We start from the raw sequence: 17,887 nt of genomic DNA on the forward strand, positions 1-17,887 counted from the left end.
CACCTGCCCGGGTGCGGCCGGCGGTCACCACACGAGTCGGGCGAGGTACCTCTCGGCGTAGCGGCGCACCGCGGCGGGATCGGCGGTGTCCAACTGTCCGTGGGGGAGCAGCATCAGTGACATCGCGACGCGGATGAGTATCTCCGAGACCGCGAGCAGGTCCTCCTCGGGCATCTCGGCGCCGCTGTGCCGCAGCGTCGCGGCGACCCGGACCGAGGTGACCGCGATCGGCGCCCCCTCCGTGCGGGTGGCCACCTCGACCATCAGCTCCGGCTCGCTCTCGAGGATCCGTCCGAGCAGCGGAATCTCCCGCGTCAGCTCGATGCCGCGGGCGAAGCACTCGACCACGGCGCGGGCCGGGTCGAGCTCCCGGGCGACGACGTCGAGTTGGTCGAAGAACAGCCCCGCCTCCCGAAGGATCAGCATCTCGACCAGCGCGTCCTTGTTCGGGAACCGCCGGTAGAGGGTGCTGCGACTGATCCCTGCGCGCTTGGCGACGTCGTCCATGTTGGTGCGACGGATCCCGTAGCGCTCGAACTCGTCGCGGGCGGCGTCGAGCATCGCCTGCTCCGCGGTCGCGGCGGGCACTGCAACGGGTCCTGGTCGGGTTGTCATCGTGCGCCAGCATATCCATCGTCAGATCGCCCGCAGCGTCACCGGCAGGCGGTCCTTCGGGACCGGCAGCGTGGAGTTGTCGAGCTTCCAGGTGTAGCCGTCCGGCACCGACCACTCGTACTCGAGCAGCAGGTTGTGCATGATCGTCTTGATCTCCATCTGGGCGAAGTACAGGCCGATGCACTTGTGCACGCCGCCGCCGAAGGGCATCCACGCGTAGCGGTGCGACGTGTCCTCGGCGCGTTCGGGGGAGAAGCGGTCCGGGTCGAAGCGTTCGGGATCGGTCCACAGGTCCGGGTTGTGGTGGTTGACCATGCCCACCGCGCTGACGTAGGTGCCCTTCGGGACGAAGTGCCCGTTGATCTCGGTGTCCTCCAGCGCCCGTCGGGCCAGTCCCGGCACCGGCGAGTTCAGCCGCAGCGATTCCTTCATCACGGCGTCGAGCACCGTGAACTCGCCGAGGTTGTCGTAGTTGATCTCACGCGGCAGCGAACGCGACTGGGCCCGGGCCCGGTCCTGCCACTCGGGATGTTTGGCCAGGTAGTAGGCCATGGTGGTGAGGGTGATCGTCGAGGTGTCGTGCGCGGCCATCAGCACGAAGATCATGTGGTTGACGACGTCCTCGTCGGTGAAGGTGTGACCCTCCTCGGACCGGGCGTGGCAGAGCACCGAGAACAGGTCGGGGGTCTCGTCGGACGCGCGCTTGGCGGGCAGGTGCCGGCGGAAGAACTCCTCGAGTACGCGTCGCCCGGCCAGGCCCTTCGCCCACTTGGTCCCCGGAATGTCCTTGCGGATGATCGACATTCCGGCGTTCACGCAGTCGACGAAGGCCTTGTTGATGCGGTCGGCCTCGGCGCGCGGCAGGTCCATCCCGAGGAAGATCTCGAGGGCCAGGTCGAGGGTGAGCGCCTTGAGCTCGTCCAGGACGAGAACGTTCTCGCCGGTCGGGAGTCGCTCGACGCCCTTGCGCAGCATCGGCTGCATCTCGTCCAGGTACCCGCGCAGCCGCTTGTTGTTGAAGGCCTGCTGCAGGATCAGCCGGTGGTGGCGGTGCTCCTCGAAGTCCATCAACAGGATGCCGCGGCGGAAGAACGGGCCGATGAGGAAACCCCAGGCCGGTTCGGCGGCCAGCGCCTTCTGCCGGTTCATGGCCACCGACTCGGTGCCGTCGGCGGTGAGCGGGATCGCGAACTCGAGGCCGAACGCCTTGATGTAGGTGATGTCGCCGAAGGCCGCGCGGCGCTGGGCCACCAGCTCGATCGGATTGCGGAAGAAGCGGAGTAGTTCGATCACGCCGGGGTCGCCGGTGCCGTAGATGGGTCGGAGGCCGCTGCCGGCCGGGGGAGCTGCCAACACTCTGGTGCGCACGGGTGACTCCTAGCGGTCGGTGGGGTCGGTGGGGGCGTTCATCAGGGGTCTGGGATCGACGTCGACCCGGCGCCATGCGTCGAAGGCCCAGGACAGGTACAGCGCGCGCAGGGGCAGCCGGTTGACGAGGGGGTTGATTCGGCGGGAGAAGGCAGCGAATCGCTGGAACCGCTTCTCCTTCTTGGTATCCCATTCGAGGTTGCAGACCTCGCGCATCTGCGGCGGCAGCGTGCCGACGACGACGGTGCGGATGAAGCCGTTCAGGGGCGCCGACAGCACCCGCCACACCGGTGCCGGGATCCGTCGTGGCCCTGGCACGCCCTTCCTGATGTACCCGGTGGCGTACACGATGGTCCGGGTCGGCACGAACCGGTCGAGCATCTGCTCCCAGTACTCGAGGAACTCCTCGTAGGTCTGCGGCTGACTCCGGTCACTCACCCCGTAGAGGCCGTACCAGGTCCGGCCCTCCTCGAAGATCTGCGCCTTCTCCTCGTGGGAGAGCCGTCGGATGAAGGTGTCGGTGACGTAGAGGACCTGGTCCACGAAGGTCGCGTGCGCCCAGTAGAAGAGCTCCGGGTTCAGCGCGTGGTACCGGGAGCCGTCGGCGATCGTGCCCTTGATGGGCTTGTGGAAGTCGCGGATCGTGCGACCCCAGTGGTGCGGGTCCTCGGCGTAGACGGTCTTCATGATCGGCGGTCCGCTGCGCCGGGCCCGACCCAGGGTGTCGGAGAAGATCACCGAGTGGTCCTCGACCGCCTTGCCGAGCTGCTCGATGCAGTTCTCGGCGCCGGCCAGTCGCTGGAAGCCGAGCAGTCCGCGCACGTCGCCGTAGTACTTCCAGATCAGCGAGTCGGGGCCCAGTCGCGGCGAGTCCGCGGTGACCTCGACGTCGACGGGCATGGGGACGGCCTCGCGGATGGCGGATTCGTAGTCGGGCGGCATCTTCGGCTCCTTCTCTGCCTCGGCGCTCCCGGACCAGCCCTGAAGGACAGGGCCCGAATTTGTGGGACGTTGACACAAGTTTGTGTCGCTGTGTCAAACAGTAGCAATGGGTGACGTGCGCCACAAGGGCCTTCGCGCGCGACGCCTCTTCACGTGGAAGTTACTGGCTGGTAGGTTTGCCTCGACCCCGACGAAAGGCGTGACCGTGGCGAACTCCGGTGGACTGCTGTTCAACCCGCGCACCTACGACCCGCAGCACTTCGACCCGGAGACCCGGCGACTGCTGCGCGCGACCATCGACTGGTTCGAGAACCGCGGCAAGGACCGGCTGCTCGCCGACGACCTGGACGCCGTGTGGGTCTCGGACTTCCTGCAGTTCGTGAAGGACGAGAAGCTCTTCGCGACCTTCCAGACGCCCGCGGAGTTCGGCGGCGACGACCCGAACCGGCGCTGGGACGCGGCCCGCAACGCCGCGCTGAGCGAGATCTTCGGCTTCTACGGCCTCGCGTACTGGTACGCCTGGCAGGTCACCATCCTCGGCCTCGGGCCGATCTGGATGAGCGAGAACGACAAGGCCCGCCAGCGCGCCGCCGACGAACTGACCGCGGGCGGGGTGATGGCCTTCGGCCTGTCCGAGCGCGCGCACGGCGCCGACGTGTACTCCACCGACATGCTGCTCACCCCGGCCGCCGGCGACGACGCGTCGGGCGACGACGCGGTCGCGTTCCGGGCGACGGGAGACAAGTACTACATCGGCAACGGCAACGTGGCCGGCATGGTGTCGGTGTTCGGTCGCCGCACCGACGTCGAGGGCCCCGAGGGCTACGTCTTCTTCGTCGCGGACAGCCGGCACCCGAACTACCGGCTGATCGACAACGTCATCCACGGCCAGATGTACGTGAGCACCTTCCGACTCGAGGACTACCCGGTCCGCGAGGAGGACATCCTGCACACCGGGGTGCAGGCGTTCGAGGCCGCGCTCAACACCGTCAACGTGGGCAAGTTCAACCTGTGCACCGGCTCGATCGGCATCACCGAGCACGCGTTCTACGAGGCGATCACCCACGCGCACAACAGGATCCTCTACGGGAACCCGGTCACCGACTTCACCCACGTGCGGGCCGCCTTCGTCGACGCGTACAGCCGACTCGTCGCGATGAAGCAGTTCAGCGCCCGCGCGGTGGACTACTTCCGCAGCGCGAGCCTCGAGGACCGCCGCTACCTGCTGTTCAACCCGATGACCAAGGCCAAGGTCACGTCCGAGGGCGAGCGGGTGGTCGCGCTGCTGCACGACGTGATCGCCGCCAAGGGCTACGAGAAGAACACCTACTTCCGTGAGGCCGTCGAGGTGATCGGCACCCTGCCCAAGCTCGAGGGCACCGTGCACGTGAACGTCGGGCTGATCCTCAAGTTCATGCCGAACTACCTCTTCGCCCCGGCGGAGTACCCGGAGATCGGCACCCGCCTCGACGCCGCGGACGACGAGTTCTTCTGGCACCAGGGCCCCACCCGGGGCGCGGCGAAGGTGCAGTTCCACGACTGGGTCCCGGTCTACGAGCGGCACGCCGACCTCCCCAACGTGGCGCTGTTCCTCGAGCAGGCTCGGGCCCTGCAGGTGCTGCTCACCACCGCCGGCCCGGACGCCGAGCAGCAGAAGGACCTGGACTTCCTGCTCAACGTCGGCCACCTGTTCTCGCTGGTGGTGTACGGCCAGCTGATCCTCGAGCAGGCCGAGCTCACCGGACTCGACCGCGACCTGCTCGACCAGATCTTCGATTTCCAGGTCCGCGACTTCTCCGCGTACGCCGTTGCGCTGCACGGCAAGTCCTCCTCCACGCCGGCCCAGCAGGCGTGGGCGCTCGGCGCGATCCGCAAGCCGGTGGTCGACGACCAGCGGTTCGCGCGGGTGTGGGACCAGGTGGTCGCCTACGACGGGGCATACGAGATGCGGCCCTGAGCTGCAGCCGGCACGAGTACCCGACCCAGCTCGAAGACGAGTAGTCGGGTACTCGTGTCTTTGCCGGCGGCACTGAGGACACTTGGTTCAGGGCAGCCCGAACCAGGGCCGTTCGACGCCGGAGGACGCCATGAAAGACGTGGTCGTGTTGTTGCCGGGCATCGGGGGATCCGTCCTCGCGAAGGACGGCAAGGATCTCTGGGTGCCGTCGCGTGGCGCGGCGCTGCAGGGCGTTCTCTCCCTGGGCGGGAGCATCAAGCGGCTGCAGCTCGACGGGGACGACCCGGAAGCCGACGACCTGGGCGACGGAGTCGTCGCGACACGCCTGGTGCCGGACTTCCACATCGTCCCGGGACTGGACTGGAAGATCGACGGCTACACGAGATTTCGGACCGCACTGGCGGAGCGCGTCGGGGCGGTCCCGGGCGAGAACTACTTCGAGCTCCCCTACGACTGGCGGCGCGACAGCCGCGTCGCCGCCCGCAAGCTCGCGCGGGAGGCCCACGGGTGGCTGAGCCGGTGGCGAGAGAGGTCGGGCAACCCCGACGCCAAACTGATCCTGGCGTGTCATTCGATGGGCGGGATCGTCGCTCGCCTGTACCTGGAAATGCTCAACGGGTGGCGTGAGACCCGCACGCTCATCACCTTCGGCACCCCGTACTCGGGTTCGGTCAACGCCCTCGACTTCCTCGTCAACGGCTTCCGGAGGGGCTGGGGTCCGTTCAGCCTCGACCTCACCGCACTCATCCGGTCCTTCACCTCCGTGTACCAACTGTTGCCGTCGTACCGGTGTCTCGAAGGACCGGACGACTCCTGGCTCAATCTCGACGACGAGACGGTGGACTGGGCGGGCACCGGGCTCGACGGGACCCGGATGCGTGCGGCGGTGGATCTGCACCGGCAGCTCCGCGCCCGGGTCGATCAGCGGCTGAAGGACGGCGACGCGGGGTACGACATCCGACCGGTCATCGGCGACTTCCAGCACACCCGCTGGGCGGCCAGGCGGGTCGGGGACAGGATCGAGACGCTCCCCGCGCGCGCAGCGGGGGAGAGCGGCGGGGACGGCACCGTGCCCACCCTGTCGGCGGTCCCGCACGAGCTGATGAAGGGTTGGCGGAACGCCGCCTTCTTCAGCCAGCGGCACGCCTCGCTGCAGAACGACGACCCCGTGCTCGACCACATCGGCGGCGTCCTGCGGAACTCGGAACTGGAGCCGCCCAATATCTTTCCCGCGGTCAACGAGTCGATCTCGCTGGAGGTCGAGGACGTCACCACCGACGAACCCTTGGTGATCCGTGCCCGCACCGACGCCGAGGACGCGGCGCTCGTCGCGACGGTACGGCCGGTGGCGGGCGGCGAAGGCCTCGAGCGACCGCTGACGCGCTCGGACGACGGCCGGCACCGGGCCACGTTCGAGGGGCTCGCGGCACAGGACTACCGGATCACGGTGCGTGCCCCGGGGGTGCACGCGGTGACCGACGTGGCGAGCGTCATCGATCTTGGCGACCTGACGAGGGCGGCAGGCCCCTAGGAGCCGGACCGATGAGACCGCTGCCGGGCCATACCTTCGAGGAGCTGGAGATCAGCGTCCTCCAGGTCGGCGGAGATGTCTGGCTGTCGGCGCAGTCCCGGCTGGGATCCGTGTTCGCGGTCCGCCGCCCCATGCCGGAATGGGCGCTCCCCGAGACGGTCTCGGGGAAGCCCGCCCGCGCGCCGGCCGACTGGCTCGCCGACGCGGTCCGGCATGCGCGCACCGATGCGAGTGCGTCCGCACTCGACGTGGGGCGGGTGCTGACGGACCTGGTCTTCGGGGTGCCCGAGATCGTCACCCTGCTCCAGCGGACTCGGGGCACCGCGGGCACCACCGGTGTGCAGCTGCTCATCCGGGTGCTGGCGGCGCCGCAGGCCGTCTGCGCGTGGCCCTGGGAGTTGCTGCTGGACCCGGAGCGGCCGAACCGGTTCCTCGCCATGTCGCGCGATGTCCACATCGTGCGTTCGGGGCGGTCGCGTACCTACCCGATCAGGCAGGCCCCGATCGAGCCCCCGCTCAACATGTTGCTGGTGATGTCGAGCCCGCTCTGGGCGGAGCGGAAGAACGGCGAGGCACCATTCGACCTCTACGCGGAGAAGCGCAGCTTGCTCGCCGAACTCCAGCCGATGATCGACCGTGGCCTGTTGCGCGTTGTGGTCGAAGACCGTCCGTCCGTGGAACGTCTCAGGTCCCGAATGGGGATGCAACGAAGCGGGTTTCATCTGTTCCACTACCTGGGGCACGCCAACCCCAACGGGCTCAAGCTGGAGCGGCGAAACGGCCGCGGCATGCTCCTGCCGAGCCAGGAGTTCGCGATGTTGCTCCAGCAGCTTCCCGACCTGCGCCTGGCAGTGTTCGCGGGATGCGAGACGGCGCGCGCACCGGACGAGACGGCGCAGGAGGCAGGCTGGCCGGGACCGTTGTCCTCGGCGGACTACTGCGTACGCGATGCGTGCCCGATGGTGATCGGGATGCAGGCGGTCCTGCCCTTCGGTACCGAACGACTGTTCACCCGGTTCTTCTATCAGGCACTGACGGCCGGCCACCCCGTGGCCGAGGCGCTGCGTCTGGCCCGGCTTGCCATCCAGGGTGACGAGTACAGCGGTGGCTCCCTGCTCAACTGGGCGGTCCCCTGCCTGTTCGTCGGCGGCAGCGAACCGGGTGCGGTCATCGACCCCGGGGCGAAGGCGCGGCCGGTCCCCGCGCCGCGCCCGGTCGGGCTGCGCCTGGGCGTCCGGCAGGGCGAACTGCGATTCATCTCCAGGCTGGCGGAACTGCGCGAGTCGGTGGACGTTCTCTCCGGGCACACGTCGGCGCGCCTGCTGTGCGTGATCGGGATGCCCGCGACTGGCAAGACCGCGCTTCTCGACCGGGTGCTGGAGGAGCTCGACCCGGGGATCGGCTACCTGTTCATCAGCGCCAGGCGCCTACTCGCAGACCAGGACAAGGCACAAGGCCAGGACCCGGTGCGCATGCTCGCAGGCCTGGTCGCCGAACTGATTCAGGCCACGGGTGTTGCGGCGGCCGGCGCGGGGAAGTTCCGGTCCGACGACTGGTGGGAGCGGCTGCTCGGTGACCTCGCGAACGTTCCGCTCGCGATCGTCATCGACGATGGTGACCTGCTCCTCGGCGAGGAGCCGGGCGCCCGCGCCCTCCTCGAGGCGCTCGCCACCCTGACCGAACGACGCGGACGCGCTCGGCTGGCCGTCGCCGCCACCAGGGAACTCGACGAACTGACGAGCGCCCTGCTCGCCTCGGAGGTACGCACGATTCGACTCGATTCACTCTCCTGGCCTGAGGTGTGGCAATGGATTCGGCGAAATCTCCCGGCCCTCACGCGGTATCCCGAGAAGGAGCTGTCCAGGCTCTACGTCGACCTCCGCCACCTGGAGCTGTGGGAGCAGCTGGCCGACCTCGCGGCCCAGGAGGGTGACTTCGACGCGGAGAAGCTGCCCGGCCTCGTCAGGCAACTCGGGGCCGAGCCGGGCGCGATGGCCGAGCGTGCAACGACCCCAGCCGAGTTCTTCGGGGCCGAGGCGGAACCCGAGACCGCCCCGGTGACCGAGCTGCCCATCGCGGTGCCGGCGAAGCGGGCCCTGCGGATCGCGGTCGCGGGGCCGTTCACAGCCGGCCGCCGCCACGAGATAGCCGACGCCGTCACCCAGTGCGCCATCGACCACACGGTGCCCGGACGGGTCGTCGTGGGGGTGCCGGGTGACAACGAGTCCGCGATGGCCGAGCTGCTACCCCTCGAGTTGGCCTTCTCGGACGGGGCACCGCCGGACAGCGAGGTGTGCAACTGGATGACCGAGGCCGGCCGGGCAGGCGCGGACCTCCTGGTCATCGACTACGGGAAGACGGTGCCCTCGAACGCGGAGAACGAGGTCATGTCGGCGCTGGCGGCCGACGGCCGACTGATCATCGCGTCGGGGGATCACTCGGAGGAGCCGACCTACCCGGCGTGGTGTGACGACGTGCTGGCCGTCGGGGCGATCGAGGACGACGGCTCGTTGACCCACGAGACCCCGTTCTTCCCTGATGTGGGCAAGCCGGACATCTATGCGCCGAGGACGATCTCCGGTACCTCCTGCGACCAGATGGTCGACGAACCGGAGATGGAAGGCACGACCTTCGCCGCCCTGTACGTCGCGGTCGCCGCGATGTTGGTCTGGGCGACCGACCGTGACCTGAGCGCCAAGGATGTCCGGGGTCTGCTAGTCGACACGGCGTCCCCGCTGCCGGTCGACGACGGCCGGCCCGCACGGCGGTTGTCGGTCGCCGCGGCGCTCGAGCGCGTTCGTCGGGACGTCATCGTCGGCACGCTGGGGTCCGATGCTCTCGAGCTCGGCCAGCTGCTGGCCGAGACGTCGATCCGTCCGGAGGTGGTGGTCCCGATCCTCGACAAACTCGTCGCGGGCGAGTCCCTCCGCAAGGTGATCAGGAACGGGGTGGAGCAGTACGAGCGCAGCGATCGTGCGGCGGCCGGGTAGGACGCCGGTCGAACCGCGAGCAGATCAGCACGTTGGGGTTCGCAACGAAAGGAAACGTGATGACGATCGTCACTCCTCGGCCCGGCCACCAGGGAGAGCAGGAAATTGGCAGTGCCACGGGCCGAACGGGGACATTCGAGAGCGAGCGGCAACGCCAGGGTGAGGCCGCCGCGCAGCGCGCGCGGGAGCGGGCCCCGCAACGCGGTGAGCACGTGAGCGTGCTCTCCGGGCCCGGCGGTGTCGCCGCGGCGGACACCCCCGAGCGCATCGCGAAACGGCTGGACCGGCTGAGCCGTTACTACGCCGGCGAGGAGCTGTCCGCACAGCCGATGGCGGACCCGCCGGAAGCGGTGGTGGAGGAGGCCCTGAACCGGATCAGTGACGTCGTCGACGTTGACGGCAGCCCCGAGGTCGTGCTCGAAAAGATCATCAACACAGCGGATTTCGTCGGCGCCCGGTATCTCGACGCCGGTGTGGCTGCGTCGCGTGCCGTCTGTCGGGTGGTCATTCGCGACGGACGCGGGATCGACCAGGGCTTCGGGACCGGGTCGCTCGTCTCGCCGACGCTGATGCTGACCAACCATCACGTGCTGCCGGACGCGGACACGGCCCGCAACAGTGTGATCGAGTTCAACTTCCAGGACGGGGTCGACGGCAGGGAATTGCCGAGGCAGACCTTCCCGCTCGACCCGGGGGGCTTCTTCGTCGCGGACCGGGAACGGGACTTCGCCCTCGTCGCGGTCCGAGGTCGGCCCGAGTTGCTCGCGCCGTTCGGCTTCAACCGGTTGATCGAGTCGGAGGGCAAGGCGATCATCGGTGACTTCGTCACCATCGTGCAGCATCCCCGCGGCGCCAAGAAGCAGATCGCGTTGCGCGAGAACCGGATCGTCGACATTCCGGATCGCTTCCTGCACTACTCGGCGGACACCGAACCGGGGTCCTCGGGATCCCCGGCCTTCAACGACCAGTGGGAGGTCGTCGCCCTGCATCACGCGAGCGTGCGGGCACCCGCGCACACAGAGTTCGGTGGGGTCCTGAACGAGGGGGTGCGGATCAGCCGGATCCTCCAGCACCTCCGCGGCCTGGACCTGCCGCCCGCGTGGCGCTCACTCGTGGACCAGGCCTTTGCCGTCGACCAGGTGGAACGGCAGACCCCGGCGGTGGACCTGCCGACGCCCGCCACCGAATGGCGGCGGCAGACCTCCCGCGAGGGCGAGGTGACCGTGCAGATTCCACTCGAGATCACCGTGCGCGTGGGCGCCTCCGGGGGCGGCAGCTCGCCATCCGTCACGGGCGGCTCGCCGCCGTTTGCCGTGGTCGGCTCGTCGCGGGCCGCCGGACCCGAACCGGAGGCGATCTCCATCGACCCGGACTACCGCAACCGCGGTGGCTACGACGCGGGTTTCCTGGGCGTGCCGCTGCCGCTGCCCGAGCACGGCGGAGCGTTGGAGGCGGTCGCCTCCCCGGAGCTGCGCTACCACCATTTCAGTGTCGTCATGCACCGGACCAGGGCGCTCGCCCTGTTCACCGCGGTGAACATCGACGGCAAGCAGTCGCAGGACCTGCGGCGCGAGAGCGACCGCTGGATCCTCGATCCGCGGCTGCCCGCGAACCAACAGACCGGCGAGGCGGTCTACAAGGAGAATCCCCTCGACCGCGGGCACCTGGTGCGCCGGCTCGATCCGGCCTGGGGCCCGGCCGCGAAGGCCGCGAACGACGACACCTTCCACTTCACCAATTGCACTCCGCAGCACCACGATTTCAACGCCGGCAGCACCCTCTGGCTGGGGCTGGAGGATTACATCCTGAACAACACGGACAATGCCGACCTCGCTGTCAGCGTGGTGTCGGGGCCGGTGCTGGCGGCCGACGATCCCCGGTACCGCGGGGTGTTGCTGCCCCGGCAGTTCTGGAAGACCGTGGCCATGGTCAAGCAGGACGGCGAGCTGTCCGTCACCGGGTACCTGCTCAGCCAGGCGGCGCTGCTCGAGGAGTTCGCGGAGGGGGAGGAGGCGTTCTCCTTCGGTGCATATCGCACCTTCCAGGTCCCGGTCCGGCGGATCGCCGCGTTGACCGGACTCGGCCTGGATGCGTACCTCGCGGCCGATCCGCTCGAGCACATCGAGGCCAGCGGCCTGCCCCGCGAACTGATCCGCCCGCAGGACCTCCTTCTCTGACGATCAACGGTTGCAAAGGAGTTCAAGGAAATGACCAGCAACGACGCAAATGTCGAACTGCCGACTCGTCGCAAGTGTGGAGCGATGGAGGTGCACCGCAGGTTGCTGACGGAGTCGGAGTCCTACCGCATCGCGCGATCGGAGATCGAGAATCAGACGATCGAGTTGGAGTCGACCGGCGCGGCAGCTGCCCGCGGCCTCGCACGGATCCCGGTCGTCGTCCACGTGGTGGCGCACACCCCGGAGCAGAACATCTCCGATGCGCAGATCGCGAGCCAGATCGAGGTGCTCAACCGGGACTTCCGCGCCGCCAACGACGACCTGTCGACGGTCCCCGCCGTCTTCGAGGAGCTGGTCGGTGACGCGCAGCTCGAGTTCTTCCTCGCCACCGCCGATCCGCTGGGGCGGCCGTCCAACGGCATCACCCGCACGTCGACCAACGTCGCCGCGTTCGACCAGGGTGACGGCGTCAAGTTCGTCGAGAGCGGTGGGGCCACTGCGTGGCCCGCCGAGCGCTACCTGAACATCTGGGTCTGCCAGCTGGAGGGAGGGCTGCTCGGCTATGCGCAGTTCCCCGGCGGCCCGGTCGCGACCGACGGAGTCGTGATCACGCACACCGGATTCGGGACCGTGGGCACCGCGGCGGCCCCGTTCAACCTCGGCCGGACCACCACCCACGAGATCGGTCACTACCTCAATCTGTTTCACATCTGGGGTGACGACGGCACCGGCTGCCGCGGCAGCGACGAGGTGGACGACACGCCCAACCAGGCCGGTTCCAACGGCGGCATCCCCACCTTCCCCAGGATCACTTGCAACAACGGCCCCAACGGGGACCTGTTCATGGACTACATGGACTACACCGACGACGCGGGGATGGTGATGTTCACCAAGGGGCAGGTCGCCCGGATGACGGCGTGCCTGGACGGCGCCCGCAGGCAGTTGTGGACCGAGCGGCACGCGCCGGAGCCCGCGGTTCCCCGGGTGGAGGCCCCGCCTGCCACCGCAGAGGCCCCGGCGGTGGCAGGCGCGGTGTCCGTCATCGGTCAGCCGACCGTGGTCTCGACGGATTCCGGACGCATGGACGTCTTCGTGACGGGGGCGGACGGCGCCGTGCACCACAAGTGGTGGGACGGCTCCGGGTGGCGGCCCTCGCAGGACGGATGGGAATCGCTCGGCCGACCGGAACTCGCGGCACGCGCCGAGTGGCATGCGGGAGACGGCGAGGTGGCGGCCGAGCCATCGGAAATGTCGGCCTCCACGTAGACGTGACGGAGCACGGCGTGACGGAGCTGTGCGGACGCTGGGGCCATTCGTTCGAGGAGGACCACGACGGCATCCGGGTGTACCGGCCGGCCGGGTACGACTTCCCGCGGGCGCGAGGTCGTGACGGGATCGAGTTCCGGCCGGACGGTTCCTACGTCGACTGGGCGGTGGGCCGGGGCGATGCCAACGAAGCCCGTGAGGGCAGTTGGGTGTCGGGCGCTGGGAACGAGCGCCTGGAACTGACCACGGCGGCCGGGGAGCATCGGGTCGTTCGGGTGGTCCGGGTCGAAAAGGGTCGCCTGGAGCTGGAAGTGGGTGACGCACCGTGACCGGCGAGAAGGCCGACCTCAGCGTGGCCGCGCGCATCCCCTTTCGGCAGGTCCGCGGCGATCATCGTGTGCCGGAGGCACGCGGCTCGATGTGCCCAGAGCCTGAGCAAGTCGGTGAGTCGGATGGCCCAGGGCGCCCGTTCACGGCGGCGGTCGCAAGCCGCGATCACATCACTGTCGAAGGGGAACCCACGATGCGGCTATCGTTGCTCGGCGGATTCGCCCTCCGAATGGACGGTCGGGCCATCGCTCTCCCGCTGAACGCGCAACGTGTCCTGGCGTATTTGTCCTTGGACAAGGTGAGTCGACCAGAGTGCGATCGCGCGTTGTTGGCGGAGCGATTGTGGGTGGATGCGCCGACTGGGCGCGCCAGGGGAAGACTGCGTACTGCGATGTGGCGAATCAGACAGGCGAGCCCGGATCTAGTGGGCGGCAACACCAACAACGTCTGGCTTGCCGACGACGTCGATGTCGATGTCCACGACTTCTCGCACGCGGCGCACCGGCTGTTGTCCGAAACGAGCGATCTTCCGACCGATCCCACACAGGTGGCGGTCCGGCCTGCGGAGCTGCTGCCGAGCTGGGACGAGGACTGGCTCATGCTGGCACGAGAGCAGTTGCGGCAGTTGTGGATGCACGCGCTCGAAGCGTCGGCTCGCCGATTGCTCGACGCCGGGATGATTCCGCAGGCGATAGACCAGCTGCTCGTGGTGGTGGCAGAGGAGCCGCTGCGCGAGTCGGCGCAGGCCCTACTGATCGAGGCGTACCTGCGGGAGGGAAACATGTGCGAGGCTCGACGCCAGCTCGCGTCGTTCGCGCGTCAATTGTGGACGGTGCTGCGTGTCCGGCCCTCTCGCGATCTGTGCGAGCGTGTTGGCGGTGAGCTGAACGTTGAACGGCTGCGGTGAGCTGAACCTCGAACGGCTGCGTTGAGCCGGCTCACGGGCGTTGCGCGCGAAACACACGAAGGGCGCGCTGCGCGTGGGACCGTCGTTGTTCGAACACTTGCTGCACGCGAGGATCGTCCCGCGGGAGCAGCTTGCCGTCCTGCAAGACCCTCCCTGGTCGCTCGACGCGGTAGACGACTTCGTCGGAGGCGTCATCGGCCGTGACGCGTGGTGCAGTCAGTGTCGCGTTCACCGTGCGGAATCCGCGTCGGAGTTCGGTGACCAGATAATCTACCTGGGCATCGAGATCGAACAGTATCGTCGCGCCCAACACCTTCCCGTTGAAGCTGTGGCTGAATAGTCCAGCCCGACGCCGTGGGTGCGTCCATTGCGCGATGCCGATTCCTGGTCGACGAGGACCGCGTTTGGCGGCAAAGTCACGGTCACGGACCTGCTCGGCGGTGAAATCTGTTTGCCGTCCTGTGAAGTCGCGTGCCCGCATCGGTTGGTCGGCCGTGCTGCCCTCGATCCGATTCGGCAGCACTGCTGATTCGGCGATCAGGTTGCCGACCAAACCCGCTGCACCGGTAATGGGGTAGCCATATCGATCGACCAGCAACTGCATCACCGTACGGATGCGGCGGTCCAGGTCCGACGGTGTCCGCGGTGACGGCGGGGCTCCGCAGCGACGGCGACGGTGCTCGACATCCTGACCACCGGGCGTCGGGACCGGCACTGTGCCTCGGCTGCGCCGGTACTCGCCGAGCTGAGCCCGCACGCTTGCCTGATCGACACCCTTGTAGGCCCAGACCATCCACGACCCGCGAACATCTATGTGCGCGAAGGTCTTACCGATCCCGATCCCGATCCCGCCACCGCACGCGTCGACGGCGAGTTTGGCGATGTCGAGCCCGCTGAGGCCAGCGATCGTGATGTCGGCTGCCTGGCCGCTGCAATGCCTGCTGAGCTTGGGAGTGTGGGGCCGGTAAACCTCGACGTTCCGCTTCCACGAGCGGTAGCCGGACGTGATCTTCACCGGCTTGCCGGCGCGGTCGCGTATGGCCTGGAGGCAGCGAACCAACACCGGGGAGATCCTGGCGCGCTCGGCCGGCACTGCGCCGCTCGACACCAGTTCACCGACGGTGAAATTGGTCGACAGTTTCTTTCCGCGTACGTCGAATGGTGTGTCGTACAGCGGCAGACCCGTGTTGTGGGGGTCCCAATGCTCCTCGCCCGGCTTGTCGGGGCTCGGCCTGGTCGTCAATCCTAGCCCCGACGGAAACGACTCGAACTCTGTTGAGTCTGTTTCCGCGTCGGTCGCCTCCTCCAACAGGGCTTCCTCGACCTCGCCGGACTCGACATCGCTCGGGGATGCGGCCTCCCGATCCATCACGTAGTAGTCCTCGAAATCCGTGGCGGCTTCGTCGGCACGCTCGACATCGACCTCGCTGTCTGTGTCCTCGAAATCCGTGGCGGCTTCGTCGGCACGCTCGACATCGACCTCGCTGTCTGTGTCCTCGAAATCCGTGGCGGCTTCGTCGGCACGCTCGACATCGACCTCGCTGTCTGTGTCCTCGAAATCCGTGGCGGCTTCGTCGGCACGCTCGACATCGACCTCGCTGTCTGTGTCCTCGAAATCCGTGGCGGCTTCGTCGTATTCCTCGCTGTCGTAAACCTCGGCGTCGACCTCGCGGGCGAGGACGACCCCGGGGAGGTCGGCCGACGCATCCGCGAGCAGCCGCCACCCGAAACGCCGCGGAATATCGTTGTGTCCCACGTTGGTGCGTTCCACGCGGAAGCTCGGCGATTTCGCGGCACGGATCGCCCGGTGGACCGCCTCGCTGTTCGCGGCGGTTCCCTCGCCAGGACGGTAGATGACCCGCAGTGTGCCCGTCCCGGCCACGAGCCGCCGTTTCGCCCACGTGATCAACGGCGTCGCGTCGTTGTACAGCGCGTCGAACGCGTGAATCTCGTCGGGATCGGTATGCGCCAGTATCTGCATCAACGCGGCACCGCCGCCCGAATGCGCGGTGAGGATGAGCCGATTCCGGCGCACCGCGGTCCCGGTCTGTGCGGCGAACCGGGCGAGTGCCTCGTCGACGAGCTGTTGCAGCCCGCCTGGGCGGGTCAATGCCGGGAAGGTGTACCGCGCAGGGTTGTAGCCCTTCGAGGTCTGGGGGTCGTGATGACCACGGGGAAGCACGAGCAGGGTGGGGGCGGTACGTCCGAGTGCGGCGGGGTTCGCGGGGTCGGCGAAGTCCAGGCCGCTGATCGGGAGCTTGCGCGCGTTGATGTCGATGTCCCAGCCGCCCCCGTGGTGGCCGTGGAGGTGGACAACGACGTCGACGACCGACGGCTGGGCCATCGCGTTCCACTTCAGCACCAGATCGGGAGGCGTCCCTGCGTGCGATCTCAACAACGGTAGCTGCTTCACCACAAGTTTGCCCGCCGCAACTCCGGCCAGCGGTGTGGGCACCGGCGACGGTCGTGGTGCGACGGCACCGGCCTGACATTTGATGACGGCGAAGAATCGCGACTGTGGGCCGTCGAGGCGCAACCGGCCGTCCGGGTGCGTGAGAATTGTCTTCTCGTCGACGTTTTGCCGCACGTTTCCGCCGATTACCCGTATGGACCCGGGACGGACCGCGGTCACGATGTCGCAGTGCGTTCTCCGTCGTTGCGGATCGGCGATATTGTCGTACGTCGCCCCGCTGTTGGCCCGCGACGCACAGACGAGGTCGCCCACCTGCGGCACTACTTCGGTGACGCGGTACGCCCAGAACGGGCTCGCGGCGTTCTGCGTGAGCCGGTTGCGTCGGGCGGCGCGAATGTAGTTCTGGTGTGCCGCCGAGTAAGCGAAGGTCCTTCCGGCGCCGGCCTTCCGCATCACCCAGGACACGAACACGGCGCTCCACGGATGCGCCTTCTGGAATTCGGTGCTCTGCAGTTGCGCCGCGGTGGCGGTCGTTCCGACGCCGTTGCGGTAGTAATCCTGGAGAATCGGCGTGGCGCCAGGATCGGTCTCTGTCAGCGACCGGGTGCCCGACGGCCGCCACCGTTTGAATTCCTGCTCCGCGATGCGCGCGATGGCACCGCACAACGCACCCGGCACGGCCGGCGTCGCGGCCCGCCGGCGGCTCTGGTGGTACGTGTCGAGTTCGGTTTCCTCGCCCGGTGCGACCTCGTCGAACCCGCCGGCATTGGCGTAGTCCTCGCCTTCGTAGTCGACCTCGTCGGCGTACGACTCGAGATCCGCAGGATTGGCCCTCCATGTTTCGTCTTCTTCTTCTGTTTCCCAACTGCTTTCGGGTTCGCCACTGAGTTCGAATGTTGTCTCCGGTGTGGCGAAGACGTCTTCCTGCATGGACCACTCGAAGGTATCCGAATCCGGTTGTGACTCGGCGAAGACCGAAGGTTCGCCGTCGAGAGCGAACTCAGTACTGCTGTCGAGCATGATGCACCTCTTCTACGGGAGCTTCAAAGGTCCGCGGATCTGGTATCCGCCGAAGGTCTTCGACTCGATCCACCAAAAGCCTTGCACGTCAATTGCTGCGGCGTTATCGGCGTTGTTGTCGCCGTTGACGGTCAGCCAATCCTGCGCGAAGGCTGTAGCTCCTGATTGGATTCGACGTGCCATGGCCGCTGCTATGCGGTCGCCGTTCGGTTTGTCGCACGGTGCCCTTCCGCCGTAACCGAGCAGCGCGGTGAGGCCTCCCGCCCGGTTGGAGAGAAGTTGCGACCACGCCAGCCCGGGTCCGACCAGCGGTTTCTTCATGAACAGGTGCTCACCGAGATTGATCTTGAGCATGGAGCAGCCCGCGATGA

Annotated in this window: 12 protein-coding genes; 7 read left to right on the forward strand and 5 right to left on the reverse strand. The window is 67.9% G+C overall.

Features of this window, described 5'->3' with window-relative positions; translation table 11 throughout:
* Positions 1 to 24: 24 nt before the first annotated feature.
* Genes RT2_RS19060 through RT2_RS19070 form a run of 3 tightly spaced genes read right to left on the reverse strand, consistent with a single transcriptional unit; the run spans position 25 to position 2,925 of the window.
* On the reverse strand, positions 25 to 615 hold the full coding sequence (locus RT2_RS19060) for a TetR/AcrR family transcriptional regulator (protein ID WP_072846372.1): 591 nt from the start codon (positions 613 to 615) through the stop codon (positions 25 to 27).
* 21 nt (positions 616 to 636) lie between these two features.
* Positions 637 to 1,983, reverse strand: coding sequence for a cytochrome P450 (locus RT2_RS19065; RefSeq protein ID WP_072846373.1), 1,347 nt, complete (start codon positions 1,981 to 1,983; stop codon positions 637 to 639).
* Positions 1,984 to 1,992: 9 nt separating this feature from the next.
* Entirely contained in the window at positions 1,993 to 2,925 is a 933-nt protein-coding gene (locus RT2_RS19070; RefSeq protein ID WP_072846374.1) for an oxygenase MpaB family protein, read from the reverse strand.
* Between the two features lie 205 nt (positions 2,926 to 3,130).
* On the opposite strand from RT2_RS19070, the gene RT2_RS19075 reads away from it, so the two are divergent.
* The 7 genes from RT2_RS19075 (at position 3,131) to RT2_RS19110 (ending at position 14,083) form a co-directional block, all read left to right on the forward strand.
* On the forward strand, positions 3,131 to 4,882 hold the full coding sequence (locus RT2_RS19075) for an acyl-CoA dehydrogenase family protein (RefSeq protein WP_072846391.1): 1,752 nt from the start codon (positions 3,131 to 3,133) through the stop codon (positions 4,880 to 4,882).
* A gap of 130 nt (positions 4,883 to 5,012) precedes the next feature.
* A complete protein-coding gene (locus RT2_RS19080) occupies positions 5,013 to 6,413 on the forward strand; it encodes a lipase/acyltransferase domain-containing protein (RefSeq protein ID WP_072846375.1) in 1,401 nt (466 codons plus the stop codon).
* An 11-nt stretch (positions 6,414 to 6,424) separates the two neighbouring features.
* Positions 6,425 to 9,403, forward strand: a complete 2,979-nt coding sequence (locus RT2_RS19085; RefSeq protein WP_072846376.1) for a CHAT domain-containing protein — start codon at positions 6,425 to 6,427, stop codon at positions 9,401 to 9,403.
* A gap of 59 nt (positions 9,404 to 9,462) precedes the next feature.
* On the forward strand, positions 9,463 to 11,580 hold the full coding sequence (locus tag RT2_RS19090; protein ID WP_072846377.1) for a DNA/RNA non-specific endonuclease: 2,118 nt from the start codon (positions 9,463 to 9,465) through the stop codon (positions 11,578 to 11,580).
* 30 nt (positions 11,581 to 11,610) lie between these two features.
* Complete coding sequence (locus RT2_RS19095) at positions 11,611 to 12,846, forward strand: zinc metalloprotease (RefSeq protein ID WP_083577495.1); 1,236 nt, start codon at positions 11,611 to 11,613, stop codon at positions 12,844 to 12,846.
* A gap of 17 nt (positions 12,847 to 12,863) precedes the next feature.
* Positions 12,864 to 13,175 carry a hypothetical protein gene (locus tag RT2_RS19105; protein WP_245709178.1) on the forward strand — a complete coding sequence of 104 codons (312 nt, stop codon included), beginning with the start codon at positions 12,864 to 12,866 and terminating at the stop codon, positions 13,173 to 13,175.
* Entirely contained in the window at positions 13,172 to 14,083 is a 912-nt protein-coding gene (locus RT2_RS19110; RefSeq protein ID WP_245709177.1) for an AfsR/SARP family transcriptional regulator, read from the forward strand. Before RT2_RS19105 ends, RT2_RS19110 begins: the two co-directional genes overlap by 4 nt.
* Positions 14,084 to 14,114: 31 nt before the next feature.
* Here the strand turns inward: RT2_RS19110 and RT2_RS19115 are convergent, their stop codons facing one another.
* Positions 14,115 to 17,516, reverse strand: coding sequence for a phage tail tip lysozyme (locus RT2_RS19115; protein ID WP_072846379.1), 3,402 nt, complete (start codon positions 17,514 to 17,516; stop codon positions 14,115 to 14,117).
* A 12-nt stretch (positions 17,517 to 17,528) separates the two neighbouring features.
* Positions 17,529 to 17,887 (reverse strand): hypothetical protein (locus RT2_RS19120; protein WP_218019049.1); only part of this gene is annotated, 359 nt, incomplete at its 5' end.

The sequence above is a fragment of the Rhodococcus tukisamuensis NBRC 100609 genome, from assembly GCF_001894985.1.
Classification (GTDB): Bacteria; Actinomycetota; Actinomycetes; order Mycobacteriales; family Mycobacteriaceae; genus Rhodococcus_G; species Rhodococcus_G tukisamuensis.

Excerpts from the sequence above, each read along its gene's own strand:
- RT2_RS19095 (WP_083577495.1), top strand. The coding sequence starts at position 11,611 with ATGACCAGCAACGACGCAAATGTCGAACTGCCGACTCGTCGCAAGTGT.
- RT2_RS19085 (WP_072846376.1), top strand. The coding sequence starts at position 6,425 with ATGAGACCGCTGCCGGGCCATACCTTCGAGGAGCTGGAGATCAGCGTC.
- RT2_RS19090 (WP_072846377.1), top strand. The coding sequence starts at position 9,463 with ATGACGATCGTCACTCCTCGGCCCGGCCACCAGGGAGAGCAGGAAATT.
- RT2_RS19070 (WP_072846374.1), bottom strand. The coding sequence starts at position 2,925 with ATGCCGCCCGACTACGAATCCGCCATCCGCGAGGCCGTCCCCATGCCC.
- RT2_RS19060 (WP_072846372.1), bottom strand. The coding sequence starts at position 615 with ATGACAACCCGACCAGGACCCGTTGCAGTGCCCGCCGCGACCGCGGAG.
- RT2_RS19115 (WP_072846379.1), bottom strand. The coding sequence starts at position 17,516 with ATGCTCGACAGCAGTACTGAGTTCGCTCTCGACGGCGAACCTTCGGTC.
- RT2_RS19080 (WP_072846375.1), top strand. The coding sequence starts at position 5,013 with ATGAAAGACGTGGTCGTGTTGTTGCCGGGCATCGGGGGATCCGTCCTC.